The organism is Anaerosporobacter mobilis DSM 15930 (genome assembly GCF_900142955.1).
GTDB lineage: Bacteria > Bacillota > Clostridia > Lachnospirales > Lachnospiraceae > Anaerosporobacter > Anaerosporobacter mobilis.
In genome coordinates, this window is record NZ_FRCP01000018.1 from 64,088 (window position 1) to 88,097 (window position 24,010).

Sequence of the window (24,010 nt, forward strand, 5' to 3'; positions counted from 1 at the left end):
TGAATGGGCATTAAAAATTGAGGTAAATCAATTTTAATGCCCATTGTCGTACAGAAAGGAAGGTATTTATGAGATATAGTAAAAAGATTCTTGCAGGGATAGTAGCACTATCTATGTTAGGTGGTTTCATACCAGCGAACACAGTAGTGGGCGCAACCACACCATGGCTGTTATCGAAGGGAAGGCCCGCATACGCTTCTTCTGTCAATGGGGGAGATGTTGCTAGTTTTTCAACAGATGGTAAAATCGGAACACAGTGGGGAGCAGAACCAGATAAAGCAGATCAATGGATTGATATAGATTTAGGATCAGAGGCTGATATTTCTAAGGTCGTTATAAGCTGGCAAAATAATGCTAGTTTTGGCGTTAACTATGAAATTCTAGTATCCTCTAATGAAATTAATTGGTCTAGTATCTATCATCAAGAAAACGGTAAGGGTGGAGACGTAGCATATGTATATAAAGCAGACGGTAGTATTGACTATAGCTATTATAGAGAAACTATTGCCGATTTAAAAGGTAAGGGGCGTTATATTAGATTATTAGTTCATTATAGTAAGTCACAAGAAAATGATGGTAACCGTAGAGGATGGGGGCCATCGGTTCGTGAATTTGATGTTTATGGCGTAGGAGGAGTGAATAAACCACAATCAAATGCAGCAGATCTAGCAGCAGGTAAGACGGTATCCACCTCTTCTGTATTGACACCATGGTGGGCATCTACGCCACTAGAAGGTAGCAAAGGTGTAGATGGGGATTATGAATCCTACTGGTTATCCAATCCTACAGATAACGAATGGTTTCAAGTTGATCTTGGGAAAGTCTATACCATTGGACGAGTGGTAATTCAGTGGCAAGTGGAGTTTGGACGCGTGTTTGAAATCCAGACATCAAAGGATGGACAAAACTGGACAACGGTATATCGTGAACTTAAGGGGAATGGAGAAGATGAAGAGGTATCTATGTATCAGGAAGCACGATATGTTAGAATGCAAGGAATTGCCATGGGAAGAGGTTCCGGCTACTCCATTCGTGAGATGAATGTATTGGAATATCAAGAAGGTGATTCAAAAGTAAATCCGGTAGTGCCAGAGCTTCCAAACAAGCAAACCATCGCAGTGGGTTCAGGAAGTTATGCCATTGACGACGTTACTTTTCGTCAACCAAGAGAACCGAAGTATATAACAGCAAACATTAAAACACCAATCCCATCCAATGACTGGTGGACTTCCGTTGTTTATACAAGATTAAGCGACACAATGCCAGCACTTCCTTTCGTTTTAAAATACAAGGAAGTTGGTCTAGGATTATACAATGCGGATGGTATATATACTAGAGAGAATAATGGAGGTATGGGAGCGGAAAGTAAATATTATGATTTAACAATCAATACTTCAGCAATTAAGAATACAGCCGCGGCAAAACTTGATGGGTATGGTGACTGGTCAGTGGATATGGTATTCAGTGATGATGATACGCCAAAGATGAGAACTACGGTAGTGAAAGGTTCTCCATTTATCTATAACACATTTACCGAGCCAGATAAGGTTGAAGTTACGGTAAATGACTTAGTCAAATTCTTTAATGATAAGCAAGAAGAAATCTTATTAAAAGATGGCGAAAGTATTGTAACAGACCATATTGGTGTTAAAGCACACAATATTAGTGAGGCACCAGGTGAAGGGGATAAGAATCAGTATCACTATTATGGAATCTTCTGTCCTGAGAAAACCACTTTTACCCGTGTGGGAAGTAAAATTAAGATTCAATTGGGCAACCAAGATAATTACATGTCGGTTGCAACACTTCCTATGGCAGATTCTTTAGATTACTTCTACTCCTATGCATACGCTTTTGTTACCGATACGGTGGTAGATTATGAGTATAACGATACCACAGCGACAATGAAAACCACCTACAACTGTGTCATTGATAACAAGAGAAGTGGTTTCAGTGGTGAAACTTTAATGTGTATGATGCCACACCAATGGAAATACACGAGCGATAAACTTACCGATTATACCTATGAATCCATTCGTGGTACGTTAAAAGTACAGGAAGGGAATCAGTTTTCCTATACTGTGCCATTCCACGGAATTACGCCAAGCTTTAGTGAACCAGTAGAATCTGATTCTTATGACAGAGAGTTAATGGTGGCATATCTGAAAGAGTTTACAGAGAACACAGTAAAAGATTACTGGGTGGCAGATCCGTATTGGCAAGGGAAGAAGACACATCCGATTACCATGGGTGTATTAAGTGCGCAACAATTAGGGGAATATGAAATCAGGGATCAATTATTATCTGTCTTAAAGAAGATCTTAGTAAACTGGTTAACATATAGTGGTGAAGAGGAATATCCATACTACATGTACTATTCAACAAGTTGGGGCGCTTTAAATGGTGATGGTGGTGATCATGGTATGGCAAATAATTTATCCGATCATCATTTCTTATGGGCGTATTTCATATACCCTGCAGCTGTTTTGGCATCCTATGATTCTTCCTTTGTTACGGAATATGGGGATATGTTAGAGATGTTAATCAGAGATTGTATGAACCCTGACAAAGAGGATGCGTTATTCCCATTCATGAGAAACTTTGATCCATATGAAGGTCATTCCTGGGCCGGTGGATACGGAGATAATAATAGTGGTAATAACCAAGAATCAGCCTCTGAAGCAACATTTGCCTGGGCTGGGTTATATCTATGGGGGTTAGTTACAGAAAATGATGAATACCGTGATGCAGGTATATGGGGCTTTACTTCGGAAGTAAATGCGATTGAACAATACTGGTTTAATTATGATAAGGATAACTGGGATTCTGAATATACCTCCGGCTGTGTAGGAATGGTGTGGGGCTTAGGATATACCAATGGAACTTACTTCTCAGGTAATCCAAGCTGTATATATGGAATTCATATGTTACCAGTAACACCATCGCTAACCTATATGGGGTATAACAAGGAAGCAGCAGCCACCATATATGAAGCCTATGAAAAGGACCAAGTAAAGTACCAAGATAAGGTAGCATCAGAGGGTAATTCTGACCCAGAAGGTTGGTTTCATATTCTATGGCCATATCTGTCTTTGAGTGATCCAAAAAGAGCAGCACAGAAGTGGCAAGACAATGCAGAAGCGTATGGACTTCCAAGGGATGAGATGTTTAATTCTTATTGGTTTATCCAGAATATGAACGCAAAAGGAAATGTAGCAACAGATATTTGGTCTTCTAATTATACAAGTTATCAAGTATTTAAGAAAGATGGAGTTTATACGGCTACGGTATGGAATCCTTCTAATTCTGCGATTATGGTGGAGTTTTGTAATAAGGACGGAAAAATCGGAAGTACTAAAGTAGCGCCACTAGCTACGGTTAGTGTAAATCCATTTGAGAATACCGATTATAGCATGCAAGAGATACCAAAAGCTGCTATCAAGGATAAGGTAACAGAATTACCAGGAAGAATAGCAACACAGGATTATTATACTAACTTTGGTTGTATGTTAGATAATAACGATCAAGAAGGAAAATATATCGGCTGGATTGATGATGGGGATTCCTTAGTTTACAAAGTGAATGTAAAAACGGCAGGAACATACCTGATATCTTACCGCGTACAGGCTATTAATGATAATAAAACAGGCGTCATCGCTTTAAAATCCAATCGTTCTGATGGTTATCTAGCAACTACTACAGTAAAACAGGATAAACAATGGACTACGATTACAGATTCTGTATATCTAAACGAAGGAGAACATACACTTACAGTGCTGTTTAAAGTAGGAGGGTTTAATTTCGGAAGAATGATAGTTGGTGAGGATAATGGTGAGGGACCAACAGAACCATTTCCAGAGGAAAAATATCCTATGAAGTTGACAGAAGCGGATTTAGCTGAATATGATTTAATCTCTAAGGATAAAGCTGTTACAGCTTCAACTGAATTCGGTGGCAACTCGGCGAAAATGGCGGTTGATGGAGCGTATAATAGTAGATGGGAATCTGAACAGGGAATTGATAAGCAATGGTTAGCAGTGGATCTAGGAGATACTAAAAGTATCAAAGGTGTTAAGATACACTGGGAAACTGCAGCAGCTAAGGAGTATCTATTACAGGTATCAGAGGACGGTGACAACTGGACAGATGTATACGCACGAACAAATGGTAACGGAGGAGTAGAAACGCTAGTTGCAAAAGAGAATATCACAGCACGTTATGTGAGAGTTTATGGAACGGCAAGGACAACTGGCTATGGATATTCCATATGGGAATTGGAAGTATATGGAACTACAGCAGAAGCGCCAATAGAAACAAAGGTGATTTCAAGTGGAAAGAACGTGTCTGCATCAAGTGTAATGGGGTGGAATTATGCAACCAATGTAACGGATGGTAACTATAATACAAGATGGGAATCCATACATGGAGTTGACCCTCAATGGATTACAATTGACCTAGAGAATACCAGTACAGTAGTAGGAGTAAATCTATATTGGGAAACGGCTGCAGCAAAAGACTATGAAATCTTGCTTTCTGTTGATGGTAACAGATGGGAAAGTGTATACACTAAGACAAACGGAACTGGTGGATTGGGGAATGGATACGCAGACAGACCAAATGGATTAGAAAGTATTAAATTCAGCCAATCCTATCAAGCAAGGTATGTAAAAATCTATACAACCCAAAGAACAACTGGTTATGGATATTCTTTGTGGGAAGTTGAATTACTAGGTTATTAAAACGATATAGACTTAAATAAATAACTAAAGTAGTCGTCCTAAACTTTATCAGAGAGCAGGACGGCTATTTTTGCGCTTGCTTGAGTGTTGCGCACTGTTGCGCTAAAATAATATAAAACATAGTCTATTTGCACAAAAATTATATATTAAAAAGATAAAAATCGGTGGATTGACTAAAAATATACCTAATGATAAGATATTATTATAAAACAACCGATTGCGCAAAGGGGTGTTATTATGAATGAGAGGAATTGGGGTAAAGAGAATAACAACAAAATAACAATTGATGATATTGCTAAAGAACTTGGGGTATCAAAAACAACGATTTCAAGAGCTATCTCAGGAAAAGGTAGAATTAGTGCAACAACACGCAAAAGAGTATTAAGTTTCTGCGAGGAATGTGGCTATAAGCCTAATATGATAGCAAGAGGATTAGCAGAATCGAAGACCTACAATATTGGAGTTGTATTACCGAATGACTCTGATTTGAATGAGATACCATTCTTTCAGGTTTGTCTGCTAGGAATAATTGAAATGGCAACAAGTTATGAATATGATGTAGTTGTCTCTACTGTGGGAGCAGATGATATTACAAAACTAGTCAGACTTGTAGAAAACCAAAAGGTTGATGGATTCATCTTAACAAGAACGCGAATTCATGATGCACAGGTTGAATATCTAAGTAAGCACAAGGTACCGTTTGTAGTAGTTGGTACGTCTGAAAGTAGTGGAGTAATCCAGATAGATAATCATCATGTGGAAGCATGTAGAGAGATGACATCGCTGCTCATCATGCAGAAGATGAAACGCTTATCATTTATAGGGAATAATTCAACTCACATAGTGAGCCGTATGCGTTATCAAGGTTTCATAGAAGGATGTGAACTGAACCAAATTTCACCGAGAAGTGATTGTATCTACTTAGATTGCAATACGAGGTTGATGGTGGAACAAGCTGTAGATGATATCTTACATAAAAGAATTGATTGCATTGTATGCATGGATGACAAGATCTGTAGCCAAGTGCTATTAAAGCTTGCTACCGAACATGTGAAGATACCAAGGGATATGAAAGTAGCATCATTTTATGGTAGCTTATTCTTAGCAAGTCACAACCCACCAATTACAACATTAGAGTTTGATGTAAAAGCACTAGGCAATGCAGCATGTAAAGTATTAATTGATGCATTATCAGGGGTGGAAGTACAGCAAAAAACATTACTAGGTTACGATATTAATTTTAAAGCTTCGACAAAGAAGTGAAGAAAACAGATTAATTAAAGAAGATAGATTGAAAATTATAGTTTCAATTATTTTTAACTGATTAGTACAAAACATTCAGATGTCGAGAGGAGATCGGTATAGTATGAAAAAAAGAGGAATTGTATCTGTATTATTAGCAACAACAATGGTAGCAAGTTTATTAACTGGTTGTGGAAGTAAGAATGCAGGAAACAAAAACAATGGGGATGATAAAACAACACAAACTACAGAATCACAAGAAACAAGTGAGGAAGAAGCGGGTAACGGTGGTTTGACAACGGATAAGATCACATTAAAAGTGTGGGAGTCTTCAGGACAAACAGAAGACTTTATAAAACAAGCTGGGGAAGCCTTCACAGCAAAATACCCTAATATTACAATCGAATATGAAAACGTAGAAGTTGGTGATGCCAATACACAGATAGCTCTCGATGGCCCTGGTGGGGTTGGAGCAGACGTATTCGCTACACCAAGTAATACAATTGGAGGTTTAGTTTCCGGTGGTCATATCTTACCAGTGGAAAATGAATCGGATATAGTAGGAAAAGTAGCAGCTTCTTGTGAAAGTGCAGTACAATACAACGGAAACTATTATGGTTATCCAGTAGCTGATGAAACTTACGCATTATTTTATAATAAAGACTTAATCCCAGAAGCTAACGTACCAACTACATGGGAAGACGTAGAGAAGTTCTCTCAAGAATTCAACTCACCTGGTAAATACGGAATCATCTGGAATGTTGCAGATGCATATTATTCACCAATCTTTACGGGTAAGGGTGGAAACAAATTATTCGGTGAAGCAGGAACCGATGGATCAAACAGCTATATGAATAGTGCAGAAGCTGTAGAAGGAATGAAATATTTCCAATCCTTCAGACAATATCTTGACGTACCATCAGCAGACGTATCCGATAACTCTGTTTGTTTAGCAGCATTTACAAGTGGTAATGCAGCTATGTATATTACAGGTCCTTGGAATGTAGCTTCTTGTGAAGAATCAGGAATGAACTTTGGTGTAACTGCTTTACCTGCGTTACCAGGAGATGATCACCCAGCAGCTTCTTTCTCAGGTGCACGTACGATGCAAGTATCCGCTTATACGGATTACCCGAAAGAAGCACACGCATTTGCCAAATTCTTAATCTCTGATGAGATGCAACATTTACGTTATGACTTAACTGGAGCTATTCCTTCTACTTCAATAACAGTAGACAGTGAATATATTACTGGCTTCCAAAAACAATTAGAGTATGCTTACCCAATGCCATCCATTCCAGAAATCGATAACTTCTGGGATCCAATGAAGAGTGCATGTTCTAATATCTGGGACGGTGCAGATGTACAAACAGAATTAGAATCTTGTAATACAGCAATATTGGCAAAATAAATCGTAGAATTAATGGGTCGTTTACTGAATAGGGAACGACCCATATTTATAACGAGGAATCGTGTAACTAACTTTAAAAGTTGGAAGAACAAAATAGATAGGTAGGAACAATCTAGCAAGTCAGCAATGGAGGAGATTCGAGATGAATACCACGTTAAAGCCAGATGGCTCATCAAAAGCAAAAGTTTTGATAACATCAATCATATTCATGGGACTTAGCCACATTTTATATTTCAAGCAATACGTAAAGGGCTTACTCTTTAGTTTAGTTGAAATCATTGGAATATGTTTAACCCCATTCTTTATACACAAGATATATAACTTAATAACACTTGGATTTCCACAACCAGATTTACCAGTAAAACAACGTAGTAATTCTATATTCATGTTAATTGACGGTATTATGATATTAGCAGTTATAGCGATTTTTATAGTAATCTACATAGTATCTGTACGTAATGCCATGGACGAGTATAAAGATTTTTGTTTAACAGGTGTGCTCAGAGAAAAAAAGGGTGCAATGAGATCGGTAAAGGGAAAAACATTTCCTTTGCTTGCGCTATCACCAGCAGTACTATTAGTTCTGTTTTTCGTTGTGGTACCACTTGTATTCTCGGCATGTGTAGCATTCACCAATTATGCAGCACCAGATCATATACCACCGAATAATACCGTTGACTGGGTAGGACTTGAGAATTTTACCACAATGTTTGGCGGAGAAACAACCTGGACTAGTGCCTTTGGACGTGTTGCAGTATGGACCATCATCTGGGGGTTCTTAGCTACGATTACCTGTTATGCAGGCGGGCTTATTATGGCTGTAGTTTTACATGAAAGTAAGATTAAGATTAAACCAGTATTTCGCTCTATCTTCATCTTACCATATGCTATTCCAACAGTTGTAAGTATGTTAGTATGGAAGAACTTGTTGAACGGCTCCTTTGGTATTGTAAATCGTACCTTAATGGAATTGGGACTTATTGAGAAAACAATTCCTTGGTTGAGTGATTTGTGGTTGGCTAGATTTGTCTGTGTAATGATTAATCTTTGGGCAGGATTTTCCTACTTCATGTTATTGATTATGGGTAATATGACTGCAATCTCACCTGATATCTATGAAGCAGCTAAGATTGATGGAGCGAACAAATTCTACATGTTTAGAAAGATTACCCTTCCATTGGTATTATTCCAAACAACACCTCTGATCATAATGTCGCTAACACACAACATCAACAACTTTGGTGCAATTTATTTCTTAACAGGTGGTCTTCCAAAAGTAGCAGACAGTACATTGACTTCCGCAGGAGGTACCGATATCTTGGTAACGTGGATTTATCAGTTGACGGTAACGCTTATGAAATACAATTATGCATCTGTATTAGCGGTAGTTATCTTCATCGTACTTGCACCATTAGCAATTTGGAGCTTTAGAAATACTAAGTCATTTAAGGAAGGAGAGGTGTAACATGGCAAAGAAAACGGCACAATTTATTAATAAGTTTGTAGTATGGTTCTTTTTAATTGGTACTAGTTTATTCGTACTCTATCCTTTGGTATATGTAGTAAGTGCAGCATTTTCGAGTCAACAGAATATTGCAGCGTTAAGTGTCGTACCATTTGGTGATGGAATCGCTCTTTCTAATTTTGAGTTCTTGTTTAAGAAGACAGATTATTTGATCTGGTTTAAAAACACATTATTTGTAGCTATATCTACAATGTTACTAACCATCCTTGTATGTGCACTTAACGCATATGTATTCTCAAGATTTACTTTCCGCTTGAAGAAGGGAATGATGATGGCATTATTAATTCTTCAGATATTTCCTTCCTTTGTAGGTATGGTAGCAATCTATGTTATTCTTCTTCGCATCGGCGGATTAGATACCCTTTGGGGACTTGTGCTTGTTTATGTGGCTGGAAACATTCCTTATAATACTTGGTTAGTAAAGAGTTATATGGATACCCTTCCAAAGAGTCTTGATGAAGCGGCAAGGATAGATGGTGCGAGCCACTTTAAGATCTTCTATAAGATTATTCTACCGATTGCTAAGCCAATTGTTATCTTTTTAGGAATCACAAGTTTTACAGCACCATGGATGGATTTCATCTTTCCAAAGATGGTTCTTCGTTCCTCAAAGGTACAAACAGTTGCACTGGGACTATATAGTTTTGTTACTGATAAGAAAAATATGTTTTCAACCTTCGCAGCAGGTTCATTGCTCATTGCAATACCATTTGTTATATTCTTCGTAATTACACAGAAGATGTTAATCACCTCACTAGGTGGTGCGGCGGTTAAGGAATAGACAGGAGTAGACAATGAAGAGATACAAAAAAGGACAGCAAGTCTATAGTTTAAATCATGGTTGGCGTTTTGTGGAGAAAGATATTTCGGTATTACCACCTACGAAACAACATGATGATGTATATGGGTTTTCAAAGGCAGGAGCTTATCGCGGCCCTGCTGATGCAAACTATGATGATGCGGATTGGGAGATCGTTAATTTGCCTCATGACTGGGTTACTAAGCATGATTTTGTAGAAGAGGGTTCTCCGAACCAAGGATATAAAGAACGTGGTATCGGTTGGTATCGCATGCGATTTGAACTATCAGAAGAAGATCGAAACAAGCAAATTCTATTAGAATTTGAGGGAATGTCATGTGATTCTCAGGTTTATGTAAATGGTTCCATCTTAAAACACAATTATTCCGGATATAACAGTTTTTGCGTGGATATGACGGATATGGCCAACTTTGGAGTAATTCCCAATACACTGGCGGTTCGAATTGATGCATCTGCCTGGGAAGGCTGGTGGTATGAAGGAGCTGGAATCTATAGAAATGTATGGTTAGTTAAGAAATCAGAAGTACATCTAGCTCATGATGGGATATTCATAATGCCGGAATTAGAAGATAACACTACTTGGAAAGTTCATGTATCAGCAGAAATCGAAAACAGTTTTGAATACGAGCATATGGTTGAAGTTATTACCTGTTTGTATGATCAAGAAGGTAATTTGGTCGGTGAAGCTGCGTTAACAGGAAAAGATATTGTTTGTGGATATGAAACAGCCACGGTCACTGGTGAAATCTATGTAAATAATCCTATACTTTGGAGTGTGAAACAGCCATATCTATACAAGGCAGTAACTAAGCTATATAAAGGAAACGATTGTATCGATGAAGTTGAAGAGAAGATTGGTTTTCGTACGATTTCTATAGATGCAAAAGATGGATTTTGGCTTAATGGCGAGAATATCAAGTTATTAGGATTTTGTAATCATCAAGACCATGCAGGTATCGGGGTTGCAGTACCATACTCCATCAAAGAATATCGAGTACGTCTATTACAAGAATTAGGAGCCAATGCATATCGATGTGCGCATAATCCAGACCCAGAAATCTTAGATATCTGCGATGAACTGGGAGTAATGGTTATGGTAGAGAATAGAACCTATTCGTCTTCTGAGGAAACACTTAGGGAGGTGGAAGGAATTGTAAGACAATCTAGAAACCATCCTTGTGTAATCCTATATTCTGTATTCAATGAAGAACCGTTACAAGGTACGCATAAAGGTAGACGTATGGCAGGCGCATTACAAGCTGCGGTTAGACGTATCGATGATACAAGACCAGTAATGGGAGCCTTCAATGGTGGTTATATGGAAGAAGAAGGTGCTTCTACAATCCTAGATGTAACTGGAATTAATTATAACCCTGGTAGGTATGATGAATTCCACAAAAAATATCCTGATACACCACTTATAGGAACCGAAACTGCAAGTGCCTTCATGGTACGTGGAGAATATGAAACAGATTATAGTAAAAACTTAATTAACTCGTATGATGATGAATGTGCTTTGTGGGGGAATACCATCAGTGAAGCGTGGAAGATGGTGGTAGAACGACCTTTTGTAGCAGGAGCTTTCGTATGGACTGGGTTTGACTACCGAGGAGAACCAACTCCTTTCACTTGGCCAAGTGTTGGTACGTTCTTTGGAACATATGATAGTTGCGGATTTGAAAAAGATGCTTGTTACTTCTATAAGGCGTATTGGAAACAGGAACCAATCGTACACATTATCTCGCCATGGTCAGAAGGACATGAAACAGGTACACAGATTCGTATTAAGGTAGTAACAAATTGTGAGGAAGTTGCCCTACTAGTTAATGATAGAATAATTGATAGAAAGCCAGCTGACCCGATTAATCATGTAGAATTCACTGCTTCCTATGAAGAGGGAGAGATAAAGGCAATTGGATATCGTAATGGTGAGATTGTAGCGAATGACTATCAATTAACAGCTGGGAAACCAGCAAGTCTTGAAGTAAGTTTGAGCAAAGAAACTCTAGTAACAGATGGTTTTGATGCAGTAGCGGTTAATGTTACTCTTATTGATCAAAACGGTACAGCAATTCCGAACGCGGATCATACACTTACGTTTGAGGTAGGAAATGGAACTATATTAGGAGTGGGAAATGGTGATCCGAACTCTCATGAGGACGATGTAACGAATAAGAGAAAATTATTCCACGGTAAGGCGCAAGCAATTATTGCACCAATTGATAAAGGTTCTGTAGTTGTCAAGGTTAGTGCTAATGAGTTGGATCTACAGACGGAAGTTATGATTCCGGTTAGGGAAGTGGAGTCCTTCTCTTATGTAGAACCAGTAGAAGAGCGAGTGATTGATAATTGGCGTATGTATTATCAATTATTTGATGAGATGCCTAACCCAAATCCTAAGGTTGATAAGAATGATATGAATAGCTTTGAACCAATTGCATTTAATGGAGCACCTCAAACGCAATTAACAGATCAATTACACAAATACGCCTTGTATCGTTGTGTAGCGAACCTTGGAGAAGCAAAGGAAAATCGATATCTATATATTAGTGATATTAAAGGATATGCGTGGATTTATCTGAATGGTGAATTGTTAGCTTCAAGAACAGACTCCTTTGGTGGGCATATGATTATTGATTTGCCAAAGGAAGTGAAGGGAAATCAAGTGTTAACAATCATAATTCATAATGAAAACGAAGAATGGCCACAAGCGGGAATCTGTTCACCGGTGGTAATGAAAGAATTATAATCTCGAACTTCGCACTTGAAGATTTCGAAGAGTAGCTAACTGCTATATTCAACGCAAAACCCGCTCCCACTTAGCCTCACACGTAGCAGTACAGTACTGACGTATTCAGATAGTTTTTTTTATGAATATAGCAATTACCTACTTTAAATGAAGTTTTATGTGCGAAGTTTGAGTTAATATCTAGTTTGTAGAATGCTGGCTAAGTTAGGGAATAGACAAATGATAAAGAACTAGGAGTTACATTATGACTCCTAGTTTTTTCTGAATAGGGGATCAAATCCCTATGTCAGATAATTTTATAGGATCATGCAATATAGAAAAATATAATGCTAATATGGGGTAAAATTAGCAAGAAAGAGGGTATTACATGGGAAAAAAGCAATTATGGAAGAAGATAAGTTTGGTATTGGTAGTGATACTTATGGTAGGACAGATTCTGGGAGTGGATACTTTTAGGTTACAGGCCTGTGCAGAAGAGATAAGTAATAATGTAACCGATTACAACAATCAGCCATATGAAATAACACTACAAAACGGAGGCTTTGAAACTGGAGATCTGACAGGGTGGACACTTAGTATGGCGACCACAGATCAAGCTGGATACATAGTTAAAGCAGATGAATGGAGCAGTAATACAACAAAATTCCTTAACATCTGGAATAATGGAACAGATGCAGTTTCCTTTGATCTAAAGAAAGATATAACAGGGTTAGAAATAGGAGAATATAAGATAAGTTTCAAGGTAGATGGTAAAGAAGGTGCAGATACTATTGGTTATGAGTCTGGATTAGCATTACTGATTAATGGACAACCTACCAATATTACGAATGTAACCACTACTGGTTGGAATCAGTGGAAAACATATGAAACTGAAAGTTTTACATTGGATACAGAGGACAGGGTAACTCTAGAATTACAGGGAGACTTTGCGGGTGAAGGATATTGGTGTGATCTCGATGATTTCAAACTCTATAAACTAGATGGAAAACCATCTAGTGAGGTAGATCCTGTAGATGCAGACATTTTCGTAACAAGAGTAACTGGAATGAATGAGGATTTTATCAAAGGTGTAGATGTTTCTTCTTACCTAAGTGAAATCGAAAGTGGAGTACAGTACAAGGATTTTGAGGGGAATATAGTAGATAAATCGGGTTTCTTTAAACTATTAAAGGAAGCAGGCGTTAATTATGTACGTGTGCGTGTATGGAATGATCCATATCAAACAATTGATGGTCAAAAGTATGGTTATGGTGGTGGTAATAACGATGTTACAAAGGCAGCAGAAATCGGAAAACTTGCAGCAGAGGCAGGTCTAAAGACTTTATTAGACTTCCATTATTCCGATTTTTGGGCAGACCCTGCAAAACAAAAAGCACCAAAGGCATGGACTAGTTATACGTTAGAAGGGAAAAAACAAGCGGTTGAAGAATTTACAACAGCTAGCTTGAATACCATAATTGATGCAGGTGCTGATGTTGGTATGGTACAAGTAGGTAATGAGACCAACAATGGTGTAGCAGGGGAAACTTCCTGGTCAAATATGTGTGAAATCTTCAATGCCGGTAGCAAGGCAGTGCGTGAGGTTAGTAATATAAGATATGGATCTGATGAAAGTATTAAAGTAGCCCTACATTTTACAGATATTCAGAAGGCAGGTAACTATACTAATATTGCAAAGACCTTGAATGAGAATGGAGTAGATTACGATGTATTCGCAAGTTCTTATTATCCATTCTGGCATGGAACAACTTCTAACTTAACAAGTGTGCTATCGAATATTGCTTCTACTTATGGGAAAGAAGTAATGGTAGCAGAAACTTCATACGGATACACCTATGCAGATGGAGATGGGCATGGCAATACATTAGAAGAAGGGAAAGAAAGCCTTGCAATTACATATCCAATTAGTGTACAGGGACAGGCAACGCAGGTTCGTGATGTTATACAAGCGGTAGCGGATATCGGAACTGCAGGAATTGGTGTATTCTATTGGGAACCCGCGTGGATTCCTGTTAACGTATATGATAAAACGGTAGAGAATGCACAATCGGTGTTAGAGTCCAATAAACAAGCGTGGGAAACCAATGGCTCCGGATGGGCTTCAAGTTATGCAGGTGAATACGATCCACAGGATGCAGGTGTATGGTATGGTGGAAGTTCATGGGATAATCAAGCCATGTTTGATTTCTATGGGAATCCATTGTCTTCACTAAATGTGTTTAAATATGTGGATACGGGTGCCACAGCAGGAGAGATCAAGGTTGAAGCTATATCGGATATTAGTGCAGTGTTTGTTCTTGGTGACACCATAGAGCTCCCAAGTGTAGTTTCTGCGGTATATAATGATGGTTCTATTAAAGACGTAGCTGTTACGTGGAGTGAACAAGATATGCAAGCGATAAATGCAGTTGGAAATTATATCATTCATGGTACTGTAACAGAAGGAGATAAGGTACTAACAGTAAAGTGCAAAGTTGAGATAAAGGCCAAATCACTAATCGAGAATGGTGGATTTGAGGACGGTTTATCGGATTGGAATTTCACAGGAAGTGGTTATGATCATGGAAGCTCTGATGTTAAGGAAGGTAATTACTGTTTACATTACTATAATGCTAGTGGTGTAGCGTTCACAGTAGAAAAAGAAGTTACACTAGATGCAGGCATTTATGCATTCTCCGCTTTTGTACAAGGTGGTAATATGGGAGCGAAAGAGAATATTACACTATATGTTAAATCAAATGATAATGAATACTCAAAAGTTTCTGAGTCCCTAAGTGGTTGGAGGGAATGGAAAGAAACTACGATATCGGAAATCAAAGTAGAGGAGAATAATACTAAAGTCACAGTCGGATTATCTGTAAAAGGTGGCGCAGGTAGTTGGGGGACCATTGATGAACTGTATCTAAGAAAGATAAAGGATATCGATACGGATAGTAACTCCGGATCAGGCAATGGTAACAATGGTAGTAATGGAAGTGGATCTTCTAGCAGTGGAACTAGTGGAGAAAGCGCCCACAAAGATCCTTCAATAGTAAATCAAAATGGCGCAACAGGCTGGCAGGCAATTAAAGAAACACTGGAATCAATCGTGAAAGGATTAGATAAAGAAAGCACAGAAGTAAAAGTAGTAGAAATTAATCTAAATGACACTACAACAGTTCCATATAATGTGTTTGAAGTGATAGCAGGTACGCAAATAAAATTAGCCTTTACTATGAATGGCTACAGGTGGAATATTGATGGCAATACAGTGAAGGAAGATATACTAGAAGAACTAAAGAGGTTTGGGACGAATATTAACTTAGGTTTAAATGCGATAACAGAGAGTAAAGAAAAGCAAGAGATTGACAGCTGGATTAAGAATACCTTAGATAATAACAAAGATACACGCACCATCACAGGAGCTACTTACTTTGAATTAGCACATAATGGTGTATTTCCATTCGAGGCGAAATTAACATTCCTTACTGGCAAAGAGTATGCAGGTAAGTCAATTTTCATATGTTATGTGAATGAACAAGATAAACAAGTAGAACCACAATGCTATGTTAGGGTGATGGATAATGGTGAAGTAACACTTACTATGTCCCATGCATCAAAGTATGTTGCTACACTTGAGAATCCAGTATTACCAACCTTAGTTACCAGTAAGACTCTTTATACGGATACTACCTATACATTAGGAAAGAAAGTAAAGAATTCTCTACCGGGTGATGCAGCTACCTATTACTCAAGTAAGAAATCAGTGGTATCCGTTAGTAAGACTGGAAAACTTACGGCTAAAAAGGCTGGTACAGCCACTATTACAACGAGATATGTACAAAACGGTAAAGTATATGTATTCAAAACAAAAGTTACGGTTAAGAAAACTTATATTAAACTAGATGCAGTGCCAAAAAAACTTAAGATTTCGAAATCATTTACATGTAAGGCAACAGCTTACGGAACCAAGACTTCCGTTATATGGTCGGTTTCAGATTCTAAAATTGCAACAATTGATAAGGATACAGGTAAGCTAACGGCTAAGAAGGTTGGGAATGTAGTAGTAACAGCTAAAACTGGGAAGGTAGTAAAGAAATTCACTGTTAAATGTTATTAGGCTTTTATCTAGGAGGCGATATGACTCCACCTCTATTGGTGACGAGTAAGTAACCGTTCGATCTTAGAGAGCGATTTATCTCTCTCTAAGATAAAGCCTCTAGCGGATTGTAAGGACGAATCTGACTTGATTTACGCATACAAGGATAAACAGCGAAAGGAATGATTACATAATGAAAAAAAGATTAGTAAGTTTGCTGTGGTGTATTCTCGCAGTAAGCTTTGCTTTATCAGGCTGCGCCCGTAATGAAGAAAAAACAACACAACCAAGTATTAATAATGAGAAGTCTAGTGAAGAAATACAAACAGATGCAGTAACTTTACTGGTGTGGTGCGGTAGTGAGGAAGAGAAAGTATTGTTAGAAGAAATGTTAGATGCATTTAAAAAACAAAATAACGAAATCAAATTCAACATTACGGTTGCTATTGAAAGTGAAGCATCCTGTAAGGATACTTTACTTGGTGATGTGAAAAATGGTGCAGATGTTTTTGCATTCCCTGACGATCAATTAATGGCTATGATTGCAGCAGGTGTATTAGAACCGTTGGTTGATGGGGATAAGATTAAAGAAGCCAACTTAGAAGGATCCGTAGAAGCAGCATCGTATGATGGGAAGATATATGCGTATCCTATGACAGCGGATAATGGATATTTTATGTATTATAACAAAAAATATTTTACCGATGAGGATGTGAATACTCTTGACCAAATGCTAGGAGTGGCAGCTAAAGCTGGCAAAAAGGTTATGATGGATTGGACCTCCGGTTGGTATATATATTCCTTCTTTGGTGGGGCAGGCCTAGAACTTGGATTAAATGATGATGGTATCACGAACTACTGTAATTGGAATGGGAAAGATGGAAAAACAAAAGGTGTTGATATAGCCAAAGCAATGCTTTCTATAGCCAATAACCCAGGTTTTATTAGTAGCAATGATGATGATTTTATTAAAGGTGTAAAAGAGGGGAGAATTATTGCTGGAATAAATGGTGTATGGAATGCTACTGTATTGCAAGAAGTATGGGGAGAAGATTATGGTGCAGTAAAATTGCCTACGTATACATGTAATGAGAATCAAGTTCAGATGTCCTCTTTTGCCGGTTATAAAATGGTGGGGGTTAATGCATATTCTCAATATAAAGATTGGGCAAATAAATTAGCTGATTGGATAACCAATGAAGAAAATCAAACATTGCGATTTGAAAGAAGGAAACAGGGGCCATCAAATAACAATGCAGCATTATCGGAAGAAGTGGTAAAATCACCTGCAATACAAGCGTTGATACAACAATCGGAATTCGCTAAATTACAAAGAGTTGGCGCAAATTATTGGGATCCAGTAGCGGAGTATGGGCAAGCATTGGCAAAAGGTAATGTAAATCCTAATAAATTGCAATCCTTGCTAGATACTTTGGTTGAAGGGATTACAGCCACCCAAATAAAGTAGCGAAGGAGATAAGAGGATGAAAACTAAGAAAAAAAATCTGTTTAATGTAAAGCTATTAATTTTGTTTCCAATTGTCTTGTTAGGGATTGTAACTATAGTATCGAATTCTGCGGCAATTATGAATCTAAAGAACGTTAATAAGAATGCAGTTACCATTACAGATTATCATATGGAAAGCAAAGATTGTTTGTCGATAATACAAGAAGAGGTACAGATTATACATAAATTAGGATTATCACATATTATAGCAACCGAGTTTAATAAGAAGATAGAAATTGTGGAATCTATAAAACAACATCAGGCGATTACCGAAGATAGGATACAGATATACGAAATGTATGTTGGTGAGTCAGAAAGAGATGCCTATGAATCGTTAGTAAATAATTATTATACCCTAGGTGACACTATAGCCAATCTCTTAGCCTATAGTGCGGCTAATAAAACAATGGAAGCATATGCATATGCCAATACGGAGGTAGCTAGTAGTGGTGAAGCAGTTAAATCAAACATTGAAGAATTATCTGCGGAAACTGATGAGGCGATTGATGCAGCTAGGGTTACACTAGAAAAAGTTTATAACGAATCAATTGCTATCAATAGTATTATTATTGGAATTAGTATGATTACGATTTTGTTTGCTGTTATAGTAGTTATTAGGAGAATTATCAACCCAATTAATGAAATTGAAAAAGAATTAGCTAACATCATCACAGGAATAGAACATAAAGAGGGAGATTTGACACAAAGAGTACCGGTTAAATACAAAGATGAGATAGCATTACTTGGTGATGGGATTAATCTCTTTATGGAAAAATTACAAAATATTTTCCGAATGATAAACAGTAATAGTAATAGGGTGGATACCATCGTAAATGAAGTATTATTGAGTGTTAATGATTCCAATGATAATGTAAATAGCCTATCGGCTTTACTTGAAGAACTTTCTGCTGCCATGTTTGAGATTTCTTCTAATGCAGAGATCATTAATGCGAATGCAAGTGAGGTAAAAGAAGAAGTTAATTTATTTGCAGTGAGATCAAAAGAAATTAATGAATATTCCCAATCGATGAAAGACGAAGCAGACCGCATGGAATCCACTGCGAGAAGAAATGTAGAGAAAACAGATGAAAAAGTCAGTGTTATGTTGGAAGTATTAAATAAAGCAATTGAAGAGAGCAATAATGTTAATCAGATCAATAATTTAACAAATGAAATATTAGATATCTCAAATCAAACAACATTACTTGCACTTAATGCTTCGATTGAGGCGGCTAGAGCGGGAGAGTCTGGTAGAGGATTTGCAGTTGTAGCCAGTGAAATAAGTAACTTGGCTAATTCAAGTCATAACACGGCTAGCCGTATTCAAGATGTTAATACTATAGTAAGAAATTCTGTGCAAAATTTGGCTGAAAATGCAAGAAACCTAATTGAGTTTCTTACTGAGTCTATTCTACCTGATTTTAATGCATTCTTAGAAACTGGTAGCAAATATAATCAAGATGCAACGTATATTCAAGGTACAATGAATGATTTTTCGGCAAAAACGGTAGAAATTAAGAAAGTCACAGAAGATATTGCTAAATCAATAGCCACTATATCGAGTGCAATTGCAGATAGCTTAGAGGGTGTTAATGGTGTTAGTGAAAGTGCCCAGGAGTTAGTGAAAGATATTGATAAAATAACTGGACGCATGAGTGAAAATCAGAAAGTTACAAATGAATTAAAACAAGAAATGAAGGTATTTAAGAGAATATAGATGATAGCAAATGCTATTCTATTGTCAAAAAAATAAGGCTGTTGCAAAAGTTATATTTTCAAATATATTTCGGGTGGAATATTTCCACTCACCAGCAAAAAAACAATCTTCACGTATTATCTGTCTAGGAGTAGACACTACGCGTCTACTCCTGCTAGATAATTTGTTGAAGATTGTTTTTGATGTTGTATTTTTTATTGAATAGTTACAAGTTCCTTAACGATTTCAAGAGCTTTGATTTGTACCATTCTTTGTACTAAGTATCCTGTACCATATTGTTCTAACTGAGTTTTGATTTGATCTTCAGTAGAACCATTATCTAATAGATAAGCTTTACATTCATCAAGTGTAACAGAAACACCTTCATTCTCAAGAATTGCTTGGTAGATAAGGTTAGCTTTCGCATTTTCTTTCGCTGTCGTCTTTAACTTTTTATCGTAGGCTGCTTCAGACATACCCATGTAATCTTCGAAAGAACTGTTAGCATAATCTGCACTGTAGTTAGCAAAATATGCTTTCATTGATTCATAGTAGCTATAATCTGAATTCTTCATAGTAGCTGCTAGATGTGAAGTATATTCTTTTGGATAAGAATTTACTGTAGTTTCTTTTACTAAATAATCAGAAATCCATTTTTCAAGATTTGTGTTGTAGTTTGTATCTTTTAAGTAAGTTCTATATTCATCTGTTGTGCTAGCGTAATCCGATAATTTCTCTTTCACGAATGCATCAGTGAATTCAGGAGTTACATAGATACCATTAACAGTTACTTGGAATACCGCATCTTTACCTGCTAAATCTGGATTTTGTGAGTAGTCTGCAGGGAAAGTAACTTCTACTGTGACATTATCACCAACTTTGTGTCCGATTAATTGTTGTTCAAAGTCATCTATAAAACTACCACTACCAATTTCTAAATCGGAACCTTCACCGTTCGAGTTACCACCTTCGAACTCAACACCGTCTACAGAACCTACATAATCAATATTTACTTTATCACCATCAGCAATAGCAGCTGTAGCTTTTTTATCAAGTGTTTTGTTTTCTTCTAATTTTTTTTGAATATCAGCTTCTACAGATTCGTCTGAGTATTCTATTTCACTTAGTGGAACTGTGATGTTTTTATAATCAGCTAATTTAATTGCTGATGTAGCAGTAACGCCATCGATAAAACCATTATCTGCGATATATTTGCTATAATCATCACTTGCGACGATTTTCGTTGCCTTTCTATACACTTTGTAACCAACATAAGAACCAATACCAACAATAATCGCTACAATTACCAATATACCAATAATTTTATTGATTTTGTCTTGACGTTTTTTCTGTTGGATCTCCTTTTGTCTTTGCAATTTCCTTTGTTTACTTAAGCTCATAGAAGAATCATTTGTTTGTTTCTCTTGTTTCATGTTAACCTCTTTCTGTTCATGATGAACTTATTTGTTTACTATTCTAATGATTGAACTAAATGAACTTGTCCAACTTGGTACTTTGATACAATGTTGATATCAATCAACAATATGTAATCCTAGGACTGAATAGTGTTCTACTTCTATTTTAAATAAGTTACTTAATATTGTAAACAACAATTATGTTTAATTTGTGAAAAATAACGGAATTAATAAAGTAATAGAAGAATAAATTGAAAAAATAGTGTTATAAAGCATACATATTACTATTATGAACTAGTATTTACTTCTATTATTATTTATTAAGAGTTATTGATTGGATTAATGTATTATAGAAATTGAAATACTTAACATATTTTTTAACTTTTCTATGGTTTGAGGAATAGGGATATGCTATAATTTGATTAATATGTTCAAAAATCTTGTTAAAAAAGAAAGTATATTTGTAAAATGTAATAAAGTTTTGTGTAATCTACTCAATGCGAATAGCATTGAGTGATAAATAGAATAACACTAACAGAAGAAATTGAGGTGACATTAGAATGAAGAGTATTTAACTAAAAAATTAATTGTTGCTAGATATATATAATTTCATCATAACATCATAACCAGAAGAAAGGACGAGAAGCATGATACATAACATCATATTTGACATCGGAAACGTGTTGTTATCTTTTTGTTGGGAGAAACATTTTGCAAGTTTTGGATTTAGTGATGAAGTGTTTAGTAGAGTAGCAAAAGCTACTGTATTAAGCCCAACATGGGATGCCTTTGATCAAGGAGTGTTGACTCCAGAGCAGTTACTTGAAGTGTTTATTAAGAATGACCCATCTGTAGAGAATGAGATTCGTCAGATGTATGCGAATATTAGCGGGACAGTTGAGCTTTATCCATATACACTGTCTTGGATAGAAGATTTGAAGAAGAGGGGATTTAACGTCTATGTGCTTTCGAACTTTAGTGAGAAGCTACATAATGAATGTGGGGACAAGGTTGACTTCTTGAAAGACATAGATGGATACATATTATCATACCAAGATAAGCTTATTAAACCAGATGATCGAATCTATCAACTTTTGATACACAGATATGGTTTGGTGCCAGATGATTGTGTGTTTATTGATGATAAGATGATCAACATAGAGGCAGCTAGAAGGAACGGAATGCATGGCATCGTATTTACTTCCTATGAGGAAACCGTTTATTTGTTAGACAAGATGCTATAGATTTGTTCCTAGTAGAATAAGAATCTAATAATTGGGTACTACTACCTATTAACCCATTGACAAATATTTTATCGCTTGTTATTATTAACTTAATCAGGGCAAAGGTGTTCTTATATGAATTCCTATGCCCTATTTTTGTAAGAAAAGAATGGATAACCTGTTGTATAGGTTGTACAGATAACTGATTTGCTGACAGGGATTGATACATAGAATGGAAGAGAGGGTGTTAGAATGAGCAAATATACAAAACATGATATTATTGAATTAGTGGACGAAGAAGATGTAGAGTTTATACGTCTCCAATTTACAGACATCTATGGAACGTTAAAGAACATGGCGGTTACGACTAGCCAGTTAGAGAAGGTCTTGAACAATCAATGTAAGTTCGATGGGGCTGCAATCGAAGGATTTACAAGCAATGATAAATCAGATTTGTTTCTTCATCCGGTACTTGATACATTCGAGATTTTCCCATGGAGACCACAACAAGGAAAAGTAGCTAGATTCTTATGCGATGTCTATCACAAAGATGGCACTCCGTTTGAAGGAGATAGCCGTTATATTCTTAAGGAAACAATTAACCAAGCCGCAGAGATGGGGTATTCCTTTGAGATTGGTTCAGAATGTGAATTTTATCTATTCCAAGCAGATGATAATGGAATTCCGTCTACACAGACAGAGGAAAAAGGTGGTTTCTTCGATATTGGACCAATTGATTTAGGTGAGAATGTACGTAGAGAGATTGTTTTAACCTTAGAGGATATGGGATTTGAGGTAGAAGCCTCGTACCATGAAGCAGGTGCATCACAACACCAAATCGATTTTCAATATGATGAGGCTCTTAATGCCGCAGATAATATCATGACATTTCGTATGGTTGTAAGAATTATTGCGAAACGTCATGGTTTACATGCCACATTTATGCCAAAACCAGTGAATGGTTCAATGGGGTCAGGGATGAATATCTTATTATCTATTTTAAAGGACGGTAAGAATATATTTAGCAATGCGGAAGATAATAATAAATTATGTGATGAAGCAAAATGGTTTATTGCAGGTATATTAAAGCACAATGCTGCAATTACAGCGATAGCAAATCCAATCATTAATTCTTATAAACGTTTGGTACCAAGTTACAATGTACCTGCTTATAACGGTTGGTCTGTTCATAATAGAAATGCAAGCATACGTGTGCCGAATGATATCGATGCCGATAGTAGGATTGAACTTCGTTCACCGGACTCGTCAGCAAATCCATATCTAACAATCGCACTTTATCTTGCTGCTGGATTAGAAGGTATTCGTAACCAAGAAGAGTTACCAGAAGCATTACCTAATGATACGATGAAACAGGAAGAGTATAACCATGAGATTAAGCGTCTTCCTAAGACTTTAATTGATAGTATTGAGGAATTAGAGAAGGATGAATTCATTAGGAGTGTATTAGGGAATCAGTTTGCTAAGAACTTCATTAGTGCTAAGAAGAAAGAATGGAGCGATTATTGTTCCCAAGTAACAGCATGGGAGGTTGAGCAGTATTTATACCGCTTCTAATCATGCAACCGGGTTCTATAGTGGCTATAT

General features: G+C 36.9%; 12 protein-coding genes. 11 read left to right on the forward strand and 1 reads right to left on the reverse strand.

From position 1 onward, the window contains the following. Positions 1-68: 68 nt before the first annotated feature. The 9 genes from BUB90_RS17080 (at position 69) to BUB90_RS17120 (ending at position 19,788) form a co-directional block, all read left to right on the forward strand. Entirely contained in the window at positions 69-4,739 is a 4,671-nt protein-coding gene (locus BUB90_RS17080; RefSeq protein WP_073289659.1) for a discoidin domain-containing protein, read from the forward strand. Positions 4,740-4,976: 237 nt separating this feature from the next. Next, entirely contained in the window at positions 4,977-6,002 is a 1,026-nt protein-coding gene (locus BUB90_RS17085; RefSeq protein WP_073289660.1) for a LacI family DNA-binding transcriptional regulator, read from the forward strand. A 103-nt stretch (positions 6,003-6,105) separates the two neighbouring features. Then, positions 6,106-7,392, forward strand: a complete 1,287-nt coding sequence (locus BUB90_RS17090; RefSeq protein WP_073289661.1) for a sugar ABC transporter substrate-binding protein — start codon at positions 6,106-6,108, stop codon at positions 7,390-7,392. Between the two features lie 142 nt (positions 7,393-7,534). Then, positions 7,535-8,857 (forward strand): carbohydrate ABC transporter permease, encoded by a 1,323-nt coding sequence (locus BUB90_RS17095; protein WP_073289662.1) that lies wholly within the window; start codon positions 7,535-7,537, stop codon positions 8,855-8,857. A gap of 1 nt (position 8,858) precedes the next feature. Beyond that, positions 8,859-9,698 carry a sugar ABC transporter permease gene (locus tag BUB90_RS17100; protein WP_073289663.1) on the forward strand — a complete coding sequence of 280 codons (840 nt, stop codon included), beginning with the start codon at positions 8,859-8,861 and terminating at the stop codon, positions 9,696-9,698. 13 nt (positions 9,699-9,711) lie between these two features. Further along, the gene (galA, locus tag BUB90_RS17105; protein WP_073289664.1) at positions 9,712-12,486 is read left to right on the forward strand and encodes a beta-galactosidase GalA; all 2,775 of its coding nucleotides are present in this window, start codon (positions 9,712-9,714) and stop codon (positions 12,484-12,486) included. 367 nt (positions 12,487-12,853) lie between these two features. After that, complete coding sequence (locus BUB90_RS24145) at positions 12,854-16,585, forward strand: glycosyl hydrolase 53 family protein (protein ID WP_073289665.1); 3,732 nt, start codon at positions 12,854-12,856, stop codon at positions 16,583-16,585. A 172-nt stretch (positions 16,586-16,757) separates the two neighbouring features. Further along, positions 16,758-18,032 carry an extracellular solute-binding protein gene (locus BUB90_RS17115; RefSeq protein ID WP_073289666.1) on the forward strand — a complete coding sequence of 425 codons (1,275 nt, stop codon included), beginning with the start codon at positions 16,758-16,760 and terminating at the stop codon, positions 18,030-18,032. Between the two features lie 16 nt (positions 18,033-18,048). Beyond that, a complete protein-coding gene (locus BUB90_RS17120) occupies positions 18,049-19,788 on the forward strand; it encodes a methyl-accepting chemotaxis protein (RefSeq protein ID WP_073289667.1) in 1,740 nt (579 codons plus the stop codon). A gap of 194 nt (positions 19,789-19,982) precedes the next feature. Here BUB90_RS17120 and BUB90_RS17130 read toward each other — a convergent pair whose 3' ends face one another. Further along, on the reverse strand, positions 19,983-21,200 hold the full coding sequence (locus tag BUB90_RS17130) for an FKBP-type peptidyl-prolyl cis-trans isomerase (protein ID WP_073289669.1): 1,218 nt from the start codon (positions 21,198-21,200) through the stop codon (positions 19,983-19,985). 629 nt (positions 21,201-21,829) lie between these two features. On the opposite strand from BUB90_RS17130, the gene BUB90_RS17135 reads away from it, so the two are divergent. Next, positions 21,830-22,426, forward strand: a complete 597-nt coding sequence (locus BUB90_RS17135; protein WP_073289670.1) for an HAD family hydrolase — start codon at positions 21,830-21,832, stop codon at positions 22,424-22,426. A gap of 231 nt (positions 22,427-22,657) precedes the next feature. Beyond that, positions 22,658-23,980, forward strand: a complete 1,323-nt coding sequence (glnA, locus tag BUB90_RS17140) for a type I glutamate--ammonia ligase (RefSeq protein ID WP_073289671.1) — start codon at positions 22,658-22,660, stop codon at positions 23,978-23,980. Positions 23,981-24,010 lie beyond the last annotated feature (30 nt).